The sequence below is a fragment of the Reinekea marinisedimentorum genome (genome assembly GCF_004341165.1).
Lineage (GTDB): Bacteria > Pseudomonadota > Gammaproteobacteria > Pseudomonadales > Natronospirillaceae > Reinekea > Reinekea marinisedimentorum.
Genome location: NZ_SLZR01000011.1, coordinates 97,731 through 115,888, shown reverse-complemented (window position 1 = coordinate 115,888; position 18,158 = coordinate 97,731). Strand labels below are relative to the sequence as shown.

Annotated in this window: 18 protein-coding genes and 2 tRNA genes; 16 read left to right on the top strand and 4 right to left on the bottom strand. The window is 51.8% G+C overall.

Annotated elements, in window-relative coordinates; genetic code table 11:
- Positions 1–66: 66 nt before the first annotated feature.
- The 5 genes from BCF53_RS13315 to BCF53_RS13295 are packed head-to-tail and all read left to right on the top strand — an operon-like array spanning position 67 to position 3,328.
- Entirely contained in the window at positions 67–432 is a 366-nt protein-coding gene (locus BCF53_RS13315; RefSeq protein WP_132702231.1) for a hypothetical protein, read from the top strand.
- Positions 429–977 (top strand): glycine zipper 2TM domain-containing protein, encoded by a 549-nt coding sequence (locus BCF53_RS13310; protein WP_132702230.1) that lies wholly within the window; start codon positions 429–431, stop codon positions 975–977. The genes BCF53_RS13315 and BCF53_RS13310 overlap by 4 nt, the downstream gene beginning before the upstream one ends.
- Before the next feature lie 18 nt (positions 978–995).
- A complete protein-coding gene (locus BCF53_RS13305; RefSeq protein ID WP_132702229.1) occupies positions 996–1,277 on the top strand; it encodes a PepSY domain-containing protein in 282 nt (93 codons plus the stop codon).
- A gap of 18 nt (positions 1,278–1,295) precedes the next feature.
- Positions 1,296–1,982: a response regulator transcription factor gene (locus tag BCF53_RS13300; RefSeq protein WP_132702228.1), complete on the top strand. Its 687-nt coding sequence runs from the start codon at positions 1,296–1,298 to the stop codon at positions 1,980–1,982.
- The gene (locus tag BCF53_RS13295; protein WP_132702227.1) at positions 1,979–3,328 is read left to right on the top strand and encodes an ATP-binding protein; all 1,350 of its coding nucleotides are present in this window, start codon (positions 1,979–1,981) and stop codon (positions 3,326–3,328) included. The genes BCF53_RS13300 and BCF53_RS13295 overlap by 4 nt, the downstream gene beginning before the upstream one ends.
- Here BCF53_RS13295 and BCF53_RS13290 read toward each other — a convergent pair.
- The 4 genes from BCF53_RS13290 to BCF53_RS13275 form a co-directional block, all read right to left on the bottom strand.
- Positions 3,325–3,690, bottom strand: a complete 366-nt coding sequence (locus BCF53_RS13290; protein ID WP_132702226.1) for a hypothetical protein — start codon at positions 3,688–3,690, stop codon at positions 3,325–3,327. The genes BCF53_RS13295 and BCF53_RS13290 overlap by 4 nt on opposite strands.
- Positions 3,691–3,714: 24 nt before the next feature.
- A complete protein-coding gene (locus tag BCF53_RS13285) occupies positions 3,715–4,410 on the bottom strand; it encodes a M48 family metallopeptidase (RefSeq protein ID WP_165901918.1) in 696 nt (231 codons plus the stop codon).
- Positions 4,411–4,421: 11 nt separating this feature from the next.
- Positions 4,422–4,667 (bottom strand): DUF3820 family protein, encoded by a 246-nt coding sequence (locus BCF53_RS13280; protein ID WP_132702224.1) that lies wholly within the window; start codon positions 4,665–4,667, stop codon positions 4,422–4,424.
- 187 nt (positions 4,668–4,854) lie between these two features.
- On the bottom strand, positions 4,855–5,979 hold the full coding sequence (locus BCF53_RS13275) for a MalY/PatB family protein (RefSeq protein WP_132702223.1): 1,125 nt from the start codon (positions 5,977–5,979) through the stop codon (positions 4,855–4,857).
- 164 nt (positions 5,980–6,143) lie between these two features.
- On the opposite strand from BCF53_RS13275, the gene tcdA reads away from it, so the two are divergent.
- From tcdA to BCF53_RS13220, 11 genes are all read left to right on the top strand, one after another.
- A complete protein-coding gene (gene tcdA, locus BCF53_RS13270; protein ID WP_132702222.1) occupies positions 6,144–6,926 on the top strand; it encodes a tRNA cyclic N6-threonylcarbamoyladenosine(37) synthase TcdA in 783 nt (260 codons plus the stop codon).
- A gap of 28 nt (positions 6,927–6,954) precedes the next feature.
- A complete protein-coding gene (locus BCF53_RS13265; RefSeq protein ID WP_132702221.1) occupies positions 6,955–7,461 on the top strand; it encodes a TIGR03546 family protein in 507 nt (168 codons plus the stop codon).
- A gap of 9 nt (positions 7,462–7,470) precedes the next feature.
- Positions 7,471–9,309 carry a TIGR03545 family protein gene (locus tag BCF53_RS13260; RefSeq protein ID WP_132702220.1) on the top strand — a complete coding sequence of 613 codons (1,839 nt, stop codon included), beginning with the start codon at positions 7,471–7,473 and terminating at the stop codon, positions 9,307–9,309.
- 29 nt (positions 9,310–9,338) lie between these two features.
- Positions 9,339–10,163 (top strand): pseudouridine synthase family protein, encoded by an 825-nt coding sequence (locus tag BCF53_RS13255; protein ID WP_132702219.1) that lies wholly within the window; start codon positions 9,339–9,341, stop codon positions 10,161–10,163.
- A gap of 142 nt (positions 10,164–10,305) precedes the next feature.
- Positions 10,306–12,330 (top strand): excinuclease ABC subunit UvrB, encoded by a 2,025-nt coding sequence (gene uvrB / locus BCF53_RS13250; protein WP_132702218.1) that lies wholly within the window; start codon positions 10,306–10,308, stop codon positions 12,328–12,330.
- 19 nt (positions 12,331–12,349) lie between these two features.
- A complete protein-coding gene (gene pyrC, locus BCF53_RS13245; protein WP_132702217.1) occupies positions 12,350–13,384 on the top strand; it encodes a dihydroorotase in 1,035 nt (344 codons plus the stop codon).
- 392 nt (positions 13,385–13,776) lie between these two features.
- Positions 13,777–15,396: a methyl-accepting chemotaxis protein gene (locus tag BCF53_RS13240; protein WP_132702216.1), complete on the top strand. Its 1,620-nt coding sequence runs from the start codon at positions 13,777–13,779 to the stop codon at positions 15,394–15,396.
- Positions 15,397–15,545: 149 nt separating this feature from the next.
- Positions 15,546–15,621, top strand: a tRNA-Glu gene (locus BCF53_RS13235).
- A gap of 64 nt (positions 15,622–15,685) precedes the next feature.
- Positions 15,686–15,760 (top strand) — tRNA-Gly (locus BCF53_RS13230).
- Between the two features lie 538 nt (positions 15,761–16,298).
- Positions 16,299–16,538, top strand: a complete 240-nt coding sequence (locus BCF53_RS13225) for a hypothetical protein (RefSeq protein WP_132702215.1) — start codon at positions 16,299–16,301, stop codon at positions 16,536–16,538.
- A gap of 462 nt (positions 16,539–17,000) precedes the next feature.
- A complete protein-coding gene (locus BCF53_RS13220; RefSeq protein WP_132702214.1) occupies positions 17,001–17,834 on the top strand; it encodes a WYL domain-containing protein in 834 nt (277 codons plus the stop codon).
- Positions 17,835–18,158 lie beyond the last annotated feature (324 nt).

Below are 18,158 nucleotides of genomic sequence, written 5' to 3'. Positions count from 1 at the left end.
GCTTCTGTTCATTCATCCCCCCTTATTGTTGAGCCTGAACGAATTAATGCACCAGGGACATGATCAATGAATAAATTACTCGCAGGGTTTGGACTTACCATCGTTATGGCGACCAGCAGTGTCGCATTTGCTGCGCCTCAAAAAGCTCAGGGGCCTGCCCAGCTCTCACACCCTCATCACCCGTCTGTACCTGAGTACCGGCCACAAACCGCTAAAATTCAGCCAGCCTTACACAGTGCCAAACCACAGGCCGCTAAAATTAAGCCAGCCTTACACAGTGCCAAACCACAGGCCGCTAAAATTAAGCCGGCTGTTAAGCCTCAGCAGGCCGCACCTATTGCCAAGCCCGACCGAAGGGGTTCAGCTTCTGTTCAAGCTCAGGGCATTAATATGCAGGCATTGATAGGCGCAATTGTGGGGAGACCAAAATGAAAAAGTTAATTGTTCCAGTTGCACTGGCGTTGGGAATATTCAGCGGGATGGCGGCAGCAGGCCCACGCTCCGGAGAGGTCTTTTATGTTGAGGGGCGGGTCGTCAGCGCGGTTCCGGTCTATGAAACCACCTGGTATTACGACTCGCGTGAGCGTGAACGCAACCGGTTTGATGAACGCTGTCGGGTTCGCGAGGTGGAAGTACACCGCTCCGGAAGAAACAACGCGCCTGCAGGAGCCATCATTGGCGGCGTTATCGGTGCTCAAGTGGGTGCTCACGCAGGAAACTCCTCTGAATCGGCCGTGGCCGGTGCTATTGCCGGAGGTGTGATCGGCAGTGTGATTGGTCAGGGCGTTCGTGAACCGGATACGGTGCACTATCGTGTTGAGCGCGATTGTGACACCCGTTATCGCCGTGAACATCGTGAGTTGATTGGCTATGACGTTCGCTACCGATACAATGGCCGCGAATTTACTATTCAAACGCACGATCATCCGGGCCGCTACATTCAATTACGTGTCGAGGTGCAGCCTGCCGTGCGCTAAGTTTCGCCGGAGGCTTGAATGACACGAATGATAAGTGGTTTGCTGTTCGCATTAATGGTGCAGGCGATGACCCCCCTGTTTGGTGCCGATCAGGTGCACCCCTGTACAGGCGAGGCGTTACCCTTAACCTCTGAAAAGTCTGTTGTACGGGCCGTTGAGTGCCTGTACGACGGTCAGGTGGCCAAAGTCGAACGGGTGACTCAGGGTAAAAGCTGGTATTACCGGTTACGGGTGCTGATACCCGGTGGGCGCATCAAAACGGTTGATATCGACCCGGAATCCGGAATGCCGCTGAAATAAAACAACGGGAAGTGATGCATGAGACTACTGATTATAGAAGATGAGCAGAGCCTGCTCGATCATCTGCAGGCAGGCTTCAAGAAGGAAGGCTTTGCCGTTGATACCAGTACCAACGGGGAAGAAGGTTTATATCTGGGCTGCGAAACACAGTACGATGCCGCCATCGTCGATATTGGGCTGCCAAAACTCGATGGCCTGGAGGTTGTTCGGCAACTGCGGAAGTCCGGGCAGGATTACCCAGTGATACTGCTGACAGCCCGGGGCCACTGGAAAGACAAAGTTGATGGCCTGGAAAGTGGTGCCGATGACTACCTGGCCAAACCCTTTGTCTTCGATGAATTATTGGCCCGCGTGAAGGCGCTGTTGCGCCGCAGCGTGGGTATGTCCAGCTCGCTGCTCGAGCTAGGCGATTACAGCCTGAATACCTCCACCAAAACCGTATCGGTTGCCGGTGAGTCTGTGGAGTTGACCAGCTACGAGTACAACACGCTGGAATACCTGATGACCCACCGAACCAAGGTGGTTTCCAAAACGGAACTGACCGAGCACCTTTACGAGCAGGATTACGACCGCGACAGCAACGTAATTGAGGTATTTATCCGCCGCCTGCGTAAAAAGCTCGACCCGGAGGGCGCTCGCAATCCGATCATTACCCAGCGCGGGCTGGGCTATCGCTTCAATACAAGCTCAATTGACCGTGAATGAAGCAGCAGGCTGAGTACCGTGGTTCGTTGACCCGCCGGCTGCTGCTCGCCGTGGCTGCCGTGCTTATCCTGTTTCTGGGCATTACCGGCTATGCGCTCGACCGGGCTTATGAACAAAGCCAACTGGCTGCGCAGGGTGAGCGGCTGTTCCTGCGCATCTTCAATTTGCTGTCTGTGGCCAGTATGGACGACCACACGCTTTCGCTGCCGAGAATCTTAAACGAGCAGCGATTCAACTCACCCGAGTCCGGGTTGATCGGCCTGGTGCTGAATAACGAGCGGCAGTCGGTTTGGGAGAGTCTGTCCAGTGAATGGTATACCGACGGTGAATGGCTGCGCGGTCGGCCTTCGCTGGCACCGGGTGAAAAAGAATTTGGCCTGCACGGTGGCTACGTTTATCAGCGCAATGGCTTTGTCTGGGAAGATGTTCGGGGCGAAGACCAGTATTTCGAGTTCTGGGTACTGGAGTCTGCCGAGCCGTTTAAATCGTCCCTGCAAACCTTTCGTAATCAGCTCTGGGGCAGCTTTGTCGCCGTCGCTGTTGCGTTGCTGCTCGCCATGCTGGCGGTGACGGTGTGGGGCTTGTCGCCACTGCGCCAGCTGGCCGTTCATCTGCACCGAATACGCTCCGGTGAAACCGAAAGCCTGAGCGGGAACTACCCAAAAGAGCTGACTCCGTTAACCACCAGTCTGAATCAGCTGCTGCAGGCAGAAAAAGGCCAGCGTGAGCGTTACCGCAAAGCCATGGGCGATCTGGCACACAGCCTGAAAACGCCATTGGCGATTATGCGCACGGAGTCGGCTGAAGGCTCTGAATTGCTCAATGAGCAGATTGGCCGTATGGATCAGATTGTACGTTATCAGCTGCAACGGGCCGTAACCGATGCACGCAGCGGCCCGGTTATCGGCCAGCGCTGCCAGCTTAACGAAACCATTTCGCGCATTGGTAATGCACTGGAAAAAGCCTACATGAACGAAGACAAGGTGCTTGATATAGAAGAGCTTGCGAACCCTGTTTTTGTTGCGATGGATTCCAACGATGTCTTTGAGGTATTCGGCAACCTGGTGGAAAACGCGCTGAAGTATGGTCGCAGTGTGGTCTGTGTCGGCTATGAGTTATCTGAACACAGCATCAGCGTGCATGTGGATGACGACGGCAATGGCATTGGTGAGGCCGAGCGCGAGCAAGTACTTACCCGCGGCAAGCGGCTCGATACCATTCAGCCGGGCCAGGGCATTGGTCTGGCCATGGTGAACGATATTCTTGCCAGTTATCAGATTGATCTGGCCATCAGCAGCAGTCCGTTTGGGGGTGCCAGGTTCAGCGTTACGCTGCCGCTGGCCTAAGCCACATTCCCCAGAATCTGGAACCAGTAAAGACCATAGCCAAGGGCCGTGAGCGCCAGCAGCGCCAGCAGGTGCAGGCGCTTGGGGTCTGTCTTTCGGCGCGAGCGCAGCGGTCGGACACCCAGCGCAAACAGGCTGAGCAGGGTACAGGCACCGAGCAGAAACGGCATCCACTGTACCCATTGCTTTTGCCAGGTCTGCCGGATATCCAGTTCATGATAGCGGGCAATGCCGGTATCCAGCTCTGGTGCGCCAATCCAGGCGAGTATCTGCACCAGAAAAATCGCTATCCAACCAAGCGCGGCAGCTGCTTGCAGCAGGCGCGTTAACAGGTCTGGTTTTTGTGTGCGGCGTTCAATCACGTAGCTTCCTTAAATTTTGTACGGTCAGGTCAGCGTTAACCGGTGGCCATGGTCGCTCAGCCAGCGTCGGTTGCGGTCAAACCCGGGCTGTATTTGTGCCACCAGTTGCCAGAAGCTGGCTGAATGATTCAAATGTTCCAGGTGAGCCACTTCGTGGGCCACCAGATAATCGATCACCGCCTCCGGGGCCATCATAATCAGCCAGTTGTATTGTAGTTGACCGCTTGCGGAGCAGTGTCCCCATTTGGTTTTAGTCTTTCTTAAACGAATACCGCTGATTCTGTTCTGGAAACCGAGGCCTTCGGCGACGGCGAGGGTTTTTTTATTTAGCCAGAACTGTGCCTGTTTTTTGTAGAAGTCACCGAGCAATGGCAGTAGCTGTTCCTGTTTGTCGGTCAGCGTGCAGTTCAGGCCCTCCGGTGCCAGTTGCCAGCGGTTTATAGCGCCCTGCTCAATATTCAGGGCCACGTTCAGGCCCATAAAGGGGATATGGCTTGCCGCCATTAGGTCTGGTTTTTCCGCTTTTCGTTTGCGGATATCGCTCAGCTTTCTTTCGATCCACTGGTCGTGATCATCAACAAAGGTCTGTGCCAGTTTGATTGGCGTCCGGTAGGGCGCGCGCACCTCAATGCTGTTTTCGCGCACATGCAGTGCCATGGTTTTACGGCGGCTCAGGGTCATGGCAACCGCCTGATCCCGCCAGAACAGTTTAGGGTTCATGGTGCTGCAATTCATTGAAGCCGGTTTGTTGAAGGTGCAACCGGCTTGGTGATTGGGTCGAGCAGGTGCTCCAGTCCCTCAGTGCGAATCAGCAATGCCAATGCCAGCAACTGCCCAAGCCGGTTTTGCGGAAATCCCTTGTTGGCGAACCACAACAGGTAGGGCTCCGGCAGCTTAATGAGTGAACGGCCGGCATATTTTCCAAACGGCATGGTGGTATGCGCTAGCTCGATGAGCATTTCAGAATCTAAATTCATGGGTGATAACTTGTCTTCAACATCAGAATTGCCACATTTTGTCAGAAAACAGGTTGAGAGAGCCACCTTGCGTTTGCAGTCTGCCTGCCCGGATAGAGATTTGAGTTTTCAGCGGCTACCGGGATGTAAGCCCGGCGCGCTGGAATAAGGCCGATGAAATAATCGCCGACCGCTTCGGGGTGTTTTACTAGAAAGTTTTTTTCCAGTAATCGGTGAGCATTTCCATGGCCTGAATGACGGTTTCTGTGCCGGTGCCGAAGTTCAGGCGGATATTCTTAGCATTGCCGAAGAACTTGCCTTCGCTTGGCATAATGCCGGCGTTTATCAGGTGCGTATCCAGTGACAGGTCTTCACGGCCGCTTTCAATCCAGGCCAGAAAGGTCGCAGACTGCGGGCGGTAAATAATGCCTTCCAAGGGCGCCAGTGCATCGGCCATGATCTGTTGGTTTGTCTTCAGGTGCGCCAGCAGCTTCTGGTGCCACTGATGGCACTCAGTAAAAGCAACCTCGGCGCCAATGTAACCCAGGAAGTTAGGGTAGGGGATAAGGTCGAGCATGCGTTTTTGCCACTGTTTGCGCAGGTCTTCACCGGGGATAATCGCAAAGGAGCAGCCCAGCCCGGCGATGTTGAAGGTTTTGCTGGCAGCCATCAGGGTGATGGAGCTCTCTTCCAGGCCGGCAACGGAACCCGCCGGCGTATGAGGCGTGCCGTCCAGTATCAGGTCGCAGTGAATCTCATCGCTGCACAGCAGAACATTGTGTTCACTGCACAGTGCGGAAATCTTCGCCAGCTCATCGGCACGCAGCACGGCACCGTTTGGATTCATCGGGTTGCACAGAATAAACAGATGGCATTCCGGGTGCGCCATTTCCTGCTCCAGCGCTTGCCAGTCAATCTGCCATTGATTGTCCGTCCACGTGGTAGGAATTTTAACCGGTGTGCAGCCCTGATTGGTCGGAGCAGCCAGCAGCGGCGGGTAGTTCGGGGTTTGAATCAGCACCCGACCACCTTTGCCGTAGGTCATGCAGGCGAGGTTGAAGCTGGGTACGACGCCAGGCATCCAGACAATCCAGCTGGCATCAATCGACCATCCATACTGGCTTTGGCACCAGTCAACAACCGACTGGTTGAGCGATGGCCATGGGTGGGTATAGCCGTAAATAGGGTGTTGCATGCGTTCAATAAAAGCACGCTGAATGGCTTCCGGTGAGGCAATGTCCATATCTGCCACCCACATGGGTAACAGGTTTTTATCACGATAGCGTTCCCATTTAATGGCGTGTGTATTGTCGCGATTGACAGTGTCGAACATTGGCTTCTCCTATCTGAGTGGGTGCGGTTTGTTTCCCGTCGGTGGCCGGAGCTAACAAGCAGTACTGCATTGATTTCAAATACAAATAGCCCGCGCTTAGGCGGACCGGTTGGTATACTATGCCACCCTTTTTTTGAGTTTCCATAGCTGGAGTTTTATTGAGTATGAATCTGTCTGAACGTTTTGGCGGTACGCAACGTTTATATGGTGTAAAGCAAACGGAATTTCTGGCCGGTTCGCACTTTGTTGTGATCGGTATCGGCGGGGTTGGCAGCTGGGCGGCCGAGGCGCTGGCGCGTACTGCCGTTGGTGAGATTACACTGATTGATCTGGACGATATCTGCGTCAGCAATACCAACCGTCAGATTCATGCCCTGCAGTCGACGGTGGGTCAGTTAAAGGTAGAGGCGATGGCCGAGCGGATTCGGCAGATTAACCCGCAGTGCAACGTTAACGCGGTGATGGATTTCATTACCGCCGATAACCTGAGCGAGTTGATTCCCGCATCGGTCACCGGTGTGATCGATGCTATCGATAGCCTTAAGCCTAAAGCTGCACTGATTAACTACTGCAAACGCAATAAAATACCGCTGGTGACAACCGGCGGGGCCGGTGGTCAGATCGATCCGGGTAAAATTCAGGTCGATGACCTAAGCCGTACGGTACACGACCCGCTGGCTGCGAAGGTGCGCAATATGCTGCGCCGGCAGTATGGTTTTCCGGCAGCGGGCAAAGGTAAGTTTTCGGTTGATTGTGTATATTCCACTGAGCAACTGGTCTACCCTCAAAGCGATGGCAGCGTTTGCGCAACCAAGCCGGAACAGGGCCAGAGTACGCGGCTCGACTGCGCCAGTGGTTTTGGTGCCTCGATGATGGTAACCGCCAGTTTTGGTTTAACGGCAACCGCTCACTTAGTTAACAAAGTTTTAAAATCGGCAATCAAATGACTGTTAATAGGCCACAAGGAAACGGTTTATGATCCAATCCATTTTAAAAATATTCAAAGCTCTTAATTCTGATGTCGGCCCGTGGCAGATCGCCTTTGCCGCTGCAATGGGCATGATAATCGGCCTGACACCGCTCTGGTCTGTGCACAACGCTATCGTGTTGTTGCTGGCGTTTTTGTTGCGTGTGCATCTGGCGACGTTTTTTGTCTTCTGGCTGCTGTTTTCAGCGATTGCCTATCTGCTTGACCCCTGGTTCCACCAGTTAGGGCTTTCGCTGCTGAATAACGACTCGCTGGAATCGCTGTGGACAAGCCTTTACCAGCAGGATTTCTGGCAGGTTTTGCATTTTAACCACACCATTACGCTGGGTAGCTTCCTCGTTGCCATCATTGCCTTTGTACCCTTCGCTGTTGCTATGCGTTTAAGCATTGTTCGTTACCGTGCGAGCCTGCTGCCCTGGGTAAATAAAATGAAGGTGGTGCAGATGTTAAAAGGATCACGCTTGTTTCAACTTTACCAGAGCATAGAAGGCTGAGGGCGGCGCATGAAATTTATAAGATGGACCGGTTTGGTCGGCTTGGCAGTGTTTACTGCCATTCTATTGGTTATTGGTTTTTTCTTTGTCAACGGTTGGGCAAAGCAGGGCCTGGAAGCCAGCGGCACTAAAGCCAACGGTGCCGAGGTGGATGTTGCCAGCGTGCAGCTTTCTTTGAGCCCGCTGGGTTTTAAAATAAACGGCGTTGAAGTCGCGGATTCCGGCAAGCCAACCCATAACGCCGCAGTGCTGCCAAACGTTCAGGTGGAACTCAGCCTGGCGCAACTGTTTTTGGGTAATTTGCGCATTCATAACTTGATTATTTCTGATGTTGAAGCCGATGTTGAACGAAAGCAGGTTGCACGTTTACCCGAAGCTTCAGAAGAGAAAAGTGCCGGAGAGAGTATCGCCTCGGCCGGTAAAGCGAAGGTTGATTCCTACACCGATGGTATTGCGCAGCAGTTACCGTTTGCTTCTTCGGTGCTCGATGGTGCCAGCGCCAATACCCGGCAGGCGGTAACCGATGCCGGAACAGTATTGGCGAGCTCCAAAGATGAGGTGACGACTGCGATCAGCAAGGTGCCCAATGAGTCTGCACTGGCTGATTATAAAGAGCAGATAGACGCACTGGAGAACACCGAGATTTCATCGCTCGATGATCTGGCGGATTTCCGTGAAAAACTGCAGGCGCTGCAATCAGCGGTTAGCAGTGATAAGGCCGCCGTTGCAGAATTGAAAACGGTCGTCAGCGATGCTGTTAAAGCCAATGCCGAAGCGCTTAAAGATGTGGCCAATGCGCCGGGAGAGGATTGGCAAACCATTGTCGAAACCTATCCGCTAAATGAGCAGGGTTTGCTGAAGGTGGCAGATTTACTGCTGGGCGAGGGTGTCTGGCAAAAGGCTGAAAAAGCAATCTATTGGTATAACAAAGCCAAACCCTGGCTGGCAAAGGTTCGCCTGAATAACGATGAAGACGAGAAGCCGGCCCGCGGTGTGGGTCAGTTCGTCCATTTTGCGCACCCGGACCCAACCGCGAAGTTTCAGCTTGATACCGGCCTGGTTTCCTTTGTTTCAGATGGCTGGCCATGGCAGTTGATGGTCGAAAACATTCGCTCAACAACCGATGGTGCCGTGCAGCCGGTGTACCTGAAGTTGCGCCGTGGTGAAGAAAGCAATGAGGCTCTGCTGATCAATGGTGTACTGGAGCGCAGTGGTGGCAGCAGTGTTGATACCTTTACCCTAACCGGGCGCGGAGTGGCGTTCTCATCAAGGGATATAAACGTTGCGGGTGCCAAACTGAACTGGGTGCCTGAAGATGCCGATGTGACCGGTGAAATCGTCTCCACCGATGGCGAGTTGGAGGGTGACATTACCGTTTCCTTCCCGGCAAACCAGTTTACTGTTTTGGGCAGTGGCGATGTGGTTGGCTACCTGCAGTCTGCTTTCCAGTCGGTGAATGCCTTTAATATTGATGTTCAGCTTTCCGGTGAAGTGACCAGCCCGCGTATTTCTGTGAGTTCGGATATCGATAATAAACTCAGCGCTGCATTAAAGAATGTTGCCAAAGAAGAGTATCAGGCCTGGTTGGCGGATGTAGAGAGCGGCTTTAACGACAATGTGGCAGATTTAACGGCATCGCTGGATGGCCCGGCTGAAGAATTTACCGGTGAAGAGTCGCTGGCTAATTTCCGTATCGACAGCTTTGAGCAGCAGGTTGAAGACCGTATTCAGGCACTGGAAGACAAGATCTCGGCTAAGCAGAAAGAGCTGGAGAACAAAGCCAAGAAAGCGGCAGAAGATAAAGCGAAAGAAGAAGCCGGCAAGCTGATTGATAAAATCAAATTTTAAATGACTAAAAGGTGAGAAAGCAGTAACGCATGGAAATAGATGCAGTATTGGAAGTTGAAGCAGGTGACCCGCAAATAGCAATTGATTTTCTGGTTGCCAATATCAATCTTTCTAAATCGCGTTTAAAAGACCTGATGAATAAAGGCGGTGTCTGGCGGGTCGATAAGAACGGCGACCGCCAGCGGCTGCGTAGAGCGATGACCGATATACTGGTCGGAGAACAGATCGAGATCTTTTACGATGACGATTTACTGGCGTTAAAACCGCTGAAGGCGGAACTGCTTGAAGATGCCGGGCAATATTCAGTTTGGAATAAGCCTGCCGGTATGCCGCTGCATGGCTCCGACTGGGGGGATTTTCAAAGCTTCGCCCGCGCCGTTGAGCTGGCGTTCAATCCGGCCAGAGAGATTTTCTGGCTGGCTGCGCTCGACTACGAAGCCTCTGGTTTGTTAATACTGGCGCACACGCGTAAGGCAGCGCTGGCATTTTCGAATCAGTTAGCGGTTGATGGCTTTGAAGGCGCGAGCCTGCATTATCGCGCTGATGTTCAGGGTGATCTGGGCGCCGTTGACCGGCTGGACCAGCCGATTGATGGCGCGACAGCAATCACCCGAGTGAAAAAAGCCCGTTACGATGCGCGCCCAAACCGCAGTGTTGTCGATTTATGGCCGGAGACCGGCCGAGAACACCAGATAGTCCGTCAATTTGCGGCTGCCGGTAACCCCGTTGTGGGTGATGAACGCTATCGCCAAGAGGATGACAGCGTTGAAGGCTTGCGCTTGCGCCTGGTTGAACTGGCATACAGCTGCCCGGTCAGCGGCGAAGCCAGGACGTTCTCACTGATCCACGAATAGCCGGGTTCAGTGAATGGCGCCGGTTGCCGAAGCGTTTTAGGGTTGCGCTACCTTTGAATGAGGCCGGAAATTTGAATGAAACATGCAAACACCTAAAAGGGTTTGGCTATAATAGCCAGCCCTTTTTTTTATTGGAGCGGTTATGAAGCCTTTTAAGGTCGAATCCAAATATCAGCCTTCCGGCGATCAGCCTGCCGCTATTGCGCGGCTGGTGGACGGGCTTAACAATGGTCTGGCCGCTCAAACACTGCTCGGGGTAACAGGCTCCGGTAAAACCTACACCATGGCCAAGGTTATAGAGACAGTTCAGCGGCCGACCATTGTTATGGTGCACAACAAAACGCTGGCTGCTCAGCTCTATTCGGAGTTCCGCGAGTTTTTCCCCGGCAATGCGGTGGAGTATTTCGTTTCCTACTACGACTATTATCAGCCGGAAGCCTATGTGCCCTCGTCTGACACCTTTATCGATAAAGACTCCAGTGTAAACGAGCACATTGAACAGATGCGGCTTTCCGCCACCAAGGCACTGCTGGAGCGCAAAGACACCATTATCGTCGCCACCGTCTCGGCAATTTATGGTCTGGGCTCGCCGGAAAGTTACCTGAAGATGGTGCTGCACCTGCGTAAGGGCGATACCGTCAATCAGCGTGAGATGTTGCGTCGCCTGGCCGAGCTGCAATACGCCCGTAACGATGTCGAGTTTGGACGTGGTAACTATCGGGTGCGCGGAGATGTGATTGATATCTTCCCGGCGGAATCAGAGCTGGAAGCGGTTCGGGTTGAGCTGTTCGATGAGGAAATTGAAAACCTCAGTCTGTTTGATCCGCTCACCGGCGAGGTTCTGCAAAAGCTGCATCGCTATACCATTTACCCGAAAACCCACTATGTAACACCGCGCCAGACAATTCTGGATGCGGCCGAAAGCATTGAGCAGGAATTGAAAGATCGCCTGAAAGTTTTTGAATCGGATAACCGCCTGGTTGAAGCCCAGCGCCTGGAGCAGCGAACCAAGTACGACCTGGAAATGATGCGTGAGCTTGGCTTTTGTACCGGCATCGAAAACTACTCCCGTTATCTGGCCGGGCGCGGTTCCGGTGAAGCGCCACCCACGCTTTATGAGTATCTGCCGCCGGATGCACTGATGTTTATCGATGAATCCCATGTGTCCATTCCGCAGATTGGTGCCATGTATAAGGGCGACCGCTCGCGCAAAGAAACGCTGGTTGAATATGGCTTCCGCTTGCCATCGGCATTGGATAACCGGCCTTTGCGCTTTGAGGAATGGGAGCGGGCGTCACCGCAGGCAATTTATGTTTCAGCAACACCGGGTAAATACGAAGAAGAGCACTCCCAGCAAACGGCAGAGCAGGTTGTACGGCCTACCGGCTTGCTTGACCCGATCATTGAAGTGCGTCCGGCGACCTCTCAGGTCGACGATGTGCTGGAAGAAATCCGGTTGCGGGTTGCCGTCGAAGAGCGGGTGCTGATCACCACATTAACCAAGCGCATGGCTGAAGATTTAACCGACTACCTGCACGACAACGGCGTTCGGGTGCGCTACCTGCATTCCGATATCGATACCGTGGAGAGGGTAGAGATTATCCGTGATCTGCGCCTCGGTGAGTTTGATGTGTTGGTGGGTATTAACCTGCTGCGTGAAGGCCTGGATATGCCAGAGGTATCGCTGGTGGCTATTCTGGATGCCGATAAAGAAGGCTTCCTGCGCAGTGACCGCTCACTTATTCAAACCATCGGTCGGGCCGCCCGTAACCTGAACGGTAAAGCGATTCTGTATGCAGACCGCATCACCGGTTCTATGGAGCGGGCGATTGGCGAAACCGAACGCCGGCGAGCTAAGCAACAGGCCCATAACGAAGAGCACGGCATTACCCCGCAAGCGCTGAATAAATCGATCACCGATATTATTGATGGTGCGCCGCAAGCGCCGGGTCGCAAAGGTAAAATGGCCCGCAACAAGAAGCGGGTAGAGCATATCTCAGCCGAAGAGGCCAAAGGCCTGATGCACATGAATGCGGCCGAACTGGGCAAAGAGATTGTGAAAGTCGAGGATGCGATGCATAAGGCCGCTCGCGATCTTAAGTTTGAAGAGGCTGCGGCTATGCGCGATCAGCTGCTTGAATTGAAAGAATTACTGAAAAACCGTTGATGCAAATGAAGGAAATAAAATGACAACTGAACTGATTATTACCAAACCGGATGACTGGCATTTGCATTTTCGTGATGGTGAAATGTTGGGCGAAACGGTACCGGCAACGGCCCGGTGTTTTCAGCGCGCCATTGTTATGCCTAACCTGGTGCCACCGGTCACTACTGAGCAAATGGCGATGGAATACAAAGAGCGTATTTTGGCGGCTCGCCCAGAAGGGAGCTCTTTTACGCCGTTGATGACGCTCTATTTAACCGACAACACCAGCAAAGAAACCATTCAGAAAGCCAAGGCCGCCGGTGTTGTTGCTGCAAAACTTTACCCGGCCGGTGCGACGACTAACTCGGCATTGGCGGTGACCTCAATTGAAGGGATGCAGCCGGTGTTTGAAGAAATGGCCGCACAAGGTATGTTGCTGCTGATTCATGGCGAAGTTACCGATAGCCACATTGATATTTTTGATCGCGAGAAGGTGTTTATCGATACTCACCTGAGCAAGATAGTGGCGAGCAACCCGGATTTGAAGGTGGTGCTGGAACATATCACCACGGCAGACGCTGCCGAATTTGTGCTAGCGGCCAGTGATAATATTGCGGCCACCATTACTCCGCAGCATCTATTGCTGAACCGTAATGATCTGCTGGTAGGCGGCGTGCGGCCGCATAATTTCTGTTTGCCGGTACTGAAGCGAAATACGCACCAGCAAGCACTGCGTGATGCCGTTGCTCAGGGCACACCTAAAATCTTCCTGGGTACCGATTCTGCACCGCACGAAAAAGCCAATAAAGAAAATGCCTGCGGTTGTGCCGGCTGTTACAGTGCCTGGAGCGCTATTGAACTGTATGCCCAAATCTTTGAAGACCTGGGCGTACTGGATAAGCTCGAGGCGTTTGCGTCGTTTTACGGACCGGACTTCTATGGCCTACCAAGGAATACCGAAACCATCACCCTGAAAAAAGAAGAGTGGACGGTACCGGAAGAAATTATTCTGCCTAATGGCCGGCCGATTGTTCCTTTCCATGCGGGTCAGCCAGTCAGCTGGAAGGTTAAATAAACGCTGTTTGTTCCTGCCTGTCAAAATAATCAATACCAGTACGCGCTGGTATTGATTCCTTTCTCTGCTAGTTTCCTGAAAGAAAAAACACTCAGGTGTTGCCTGATGCAGCCGTTATCTATCTTGAGTGCCGTTATCGGGGCGTAAGCCGCCGCTAAAACGTACTCAATTTGGTGACTATTACCGGCGCAGTTTAGTCACGATAATGAATGCCAAAGGCTATTGAACGGTTCTCACCATAAAACAGCTCGGTCATATATTTTAATATTGGTGGGTTTGCCTGAATAAAACGCAGTCACAGCGAAAAATTAATCCAGTAAGTAATCGGAGTAATTGTGAAACTTAATTATCAGAGGTTTAGCAACCAGCTATTTTTCCTTGTGACTGTTCTTATGTGTTCAGTTATCTATCTGGCCGCAATGCAGATTCTTTCCGCCCGCAATAATGTTGTGCGCATGGAATCTGACAAAGAATATTTGTTCTTTAATGCCAACCTGAAAAGCACCTGGGATGAGTTGCAGGAACATTACGAGGCAGCCTACAGCGTGGGTGCGCATTTCACCTCGCGCAATGCCACAGAAGAAGAGCTGGAGGCGGCTTTGCAGCGGGTTATTCAAACCACATCCCGTTTAGAAGCTGGTCTGTCTGATCTTTCACAACCCATGCTGCAGAAGTGGGATGCCGTACTGACTGACCATGGTCACCCCGCGGCCAGTGACATTATTGAGTCGATCATTGCCAGGCAGGCTGATTTTGTTTCTGCCTTTAATGACATTGCCACCGCGTGGCGAGATATGGCGGGCTTCGCGCAGCGTAAGGCTGCCGAGAAGAACGTCCTGCTGGTGATGGATGAATACACCGATGAGATAAACAGAATTCAGGACCAGTATCAGTTTTTTGTTCAGACTGAATCCGCCAGGTACATCGAGCAGGAGAAAGCCAGGACAATCAGAACACTGGTCATTGCAGCCGGTATTATTCTGGCGGGTGTACTGTTGTCGGTCACGATGATGCTCAGGCTTTCGCGTGAATTTAAGGTGACCGTTGAGGTGGCAGAGCGGATCTCTGATGGTGATATCCAAACTGAATTTCACGTTGGCAACCGTCAGGATGAAATGAGTCATGTTAAGCGCTCACTGAAGCTATTGATCGATAAACTTAAGGGTATTTTTGATTCAGTATTTAATCTGACCGATGACCTGAACCGGTCTACGCAGCAGCTGGTGGATGACAATCAGAGCCGCATGAATGAAGTGACGGCTCAGGTGGCGGAGCTGGAGCAATTGGCAGATGTGGTTATGCAGCTGCAGGGTTATTCCGGTGAGGTTAGCCAGTTAGCCGGTAACGCGATTCAGAATGCCGACGACGCCCTCAGTGCATCCGATGAAACCAGTGTAACGGTCAGCAAAACGGTCGCGGCCATTGAAGCGTTATCGTCAGAGGTCAACAACGCAGTCAATGAATTGCATTCTCTGCAGGAAAGTACCGTCGAGATCTCCTCGGTACTGAATGTAATTCAGGGTATTGCCGAGCAGACCAATCTGTTGGCGCTGAATGCGGCAATTGAAGCGGCCAGGGCGGGGGATCAGGGGCGAGGTTTTGCGGTAGTGGCCGATGAAGTGCGGCAACTGGCAAAACGAACACAGGATTCCACCAATGAAATACAAGCGACCATTGAAGGCCTGACGACCGGCACCCAGCGTGTCGTGGCAACGATTAACCAGAGCCAGAGCAACACCGCCGAGAGTGTCGAGTGGATTAACCGTACCGGCGAGGTGATCAAGACTATTCGCCATTCCCTGGACACCATCCGCGATAACACGACGCAGACAGTTCACAAGCTGGAATTGCAGGATGGCTCCCTGTCTGAAATTACTGAAAACGTCGCTAAGGTCCGCCAGCTAGCTCAGTCAAACTCGAAAAGGGCAGAGCAATCGCTGGAATTGACCGATCAGCTATCGGACCTGAGTTCCGATTTGCAGAGCTCAATCGGCTATTTTCGCAAGCAGTAGCGGCTGCGTTGGAGTGGCTGATAAGCCTGAGCCACCCCGTGAGCGCCACCATTTCGTATTTTCTTGGTTAACTTATTGATTTTTAATAAAAAAAGTTTGCATCCTGAAAAAATTTCATTACTATAGCGCTCGTTCTTGAGGTACACAGTGTCCCGTTCGTCTAGTGGCCTAGGACACCGCCCTTTCACGGCGGTAACAGGGGTTCGAGTCCCCTACGGGATGCCACTTTAACCTTCGGGTTGAGTTTACTGAAAGAACAGAATCAATGAGTGAAAGCGTTGGTTCATATGCGGGAATAGCTCAGTGGTAGAGCACAACCTTGCCAAGGTTGGGGTCGGGAGTTCGAGCCTCCTTTCCCGCTCCAAATTCCAAAAAAGCCGAGCCTTAATGCTCGGTTTTTTTATGTCTGCGACCCCAAGAGGTCGGGACTGGAGCGCCAGCCGGTTGAGCCTCCTTTCCCGCTCCAAATTCCAAAGAAGCCGAGCCTTAGTACTCGGTTTTTTTATGCCTGCGACCCCAAGAGGTCGGGACTGGAACGCCAGCCGCCGGATGCGGATCAGTTCATCCTCCTTTCCCGCTCCAAATTTTAAGAAGCAGCCTTATGGCTGCTTTTTTCGTTTATAGCCGCTATCAAATTCTATGAAGTGAAAAGCGCGCCTCTTGTGCGATCTCCTTTCGGTCGACCGGCCATCGTTCCAGGCCATTTCGGGTATCGCACCCGCTCTGCGATTAAAAAAACACTGCCAAAGTCCGAAGTTTTTTTTGCCCTTAAGCTGTTGATTTATAAAGTAAGTGATAAAACCTACGACTAATGGACAGCGGCAACTTTTGCTTAAATGACTTTTAGTATCGATGAGAATAAGTATTATTGCCGTCGAAATTGGATAAATTGGTATTATTGTATGATTTTATTTAAGCGAATCCTCCAGTTTGTTGAAGATCAACACACCCGAAAAACATTTATGTTTTCCAGTCAGGTGCATCCAGCTTTTATGGAACCACCGAAGAAGCCTTGCGAGCAGCCCTGTGGTTGCGAAGCGAAAACATTCGAGCCTGAAAGTTATAAGTCGCAGCGAAATGTTCTGCAGGATGTCAGAGATTGCTACTGCCAGCGCGCGGTGTATCAGGTTGTTGAATTTTAATCTGCTGGCATCAAGTTAGCCGGAAAACCGAATCTGCCGGGCCTGTTTTGCGGTCCGTGCAGTCTGAATTTACTCGAATGAGCTGTACTGGTGATATTGCATCGCCACCGCCGCTTGCACACGCAACCTTGCCGTTATCCCGAACCCTTAGTAATCCTTTAGTTGTCTGTATCTGTAGATGATGATTCTGCCTATTTCCCTGTCGGTTAACTGCGGCGGATAGGGTTGGCGGTAAAAACAGGCCATGTAATCGCATCGGCTGCCGGTTATTTTTCGGACTTTAAAAGAGGTATTTTAATTGCCCGAAATAAAATAATTAAAAGTAATTCACTCTATGAATGGTTTTTATTTAGGCTCTCCAAAATGAAGTGCTATGCTGAATCTGTACGGTAATTGACAGCAACTACCTACAACTCTACAGTGACTCCACAACATTAAAATTAGAGTTAATAAATAGAAGCTATGACTGATAAAGCTCAACCACAATTGCAGGATCAATCTCAGCCGCAGCAGGAGAGATTGTTTTACCTGGAATTTCGACTGTATTTTTTGGGGCATGCTAACCGCAGCGACCTGCAAAAGCGTTTTGGTTTGAAAGAATCTTCCGCTTCGCGTGATATTGCCCTCTATAAAAAGCTGGTGCCAGACAATGTGGTTTATGATTATGGGATTAAATCCTATATCCCTCAGGATTCCTTCAAGCCATTATTTTCTTACACCGCCACTCAGGTCTTAACGGCACTGTCTCATGGCTTTGGTGATGACTATTCCGGGCCCAAGTTCCCGGAAATAGTGACAGAAGCACCCTGCCAAACACCGCTGCCGTACATTCCAACGCTGGCCGCGATTACCCGGGCAATCCATAAGCAGCAATCAGTCACAGTGACTTATGTATCGGAGATCGAAGGTGAGAGAACCGTGACTCTGGTTCCTCATGCGTTGATAAACACCGGCACACGCTGGGCAGTCAGGGCGTATGACAGAACGAATTCCGTTTTCAGTAACTTTGTCATCAATCGTATTAAGGCTGTGCAGGGCGTTTCGACGCTGCCAATCCATACAGAATTGAAAGAAGCAGATTCTGGCTGGAACCAAATTGTTGAGCTGTCTTTGGTTCCGCACCCGGCGCTGCCATATAAAGAAGCCATTGAGCAGGAGTTTGGTATGCACAATGGCATCCTTAAGATGACCTCCCGTGTGGCACTGAAAGATTACCTGCTGTCGCAATGGGACGTGGATCTTTCTGCTACGCCGTCAGAGCAGGCCGGTGATTATTTGCTTTGGCTTCGTCAATAAGCTGTAGCTAATGGGCCATGCGCAAAGTTAGGTAACTGTTCGCTTCGCATTTCAGCGAATATCTTCGTTGAAAAAACTTGAAATAGCGCCACTATTCCTGCGTTTTTTCGCCTTGATCTTCACTGAACTACTGTGCTCCTTAGTGACCGAACTTTACGCATAGCCCACTAAGAACTCAAAAAGGGCGCCTGTCGCCCTTTTTTAATGCCTGTTGAATATCGAACCCGATTGAAACTTCATCTCTTTGGTGTAGGGCGTTCTGTTGCAGACCCATCCGCTCTCATCGCTCATCCTGCGGATGGTTGATTACATAAAGAAACACGC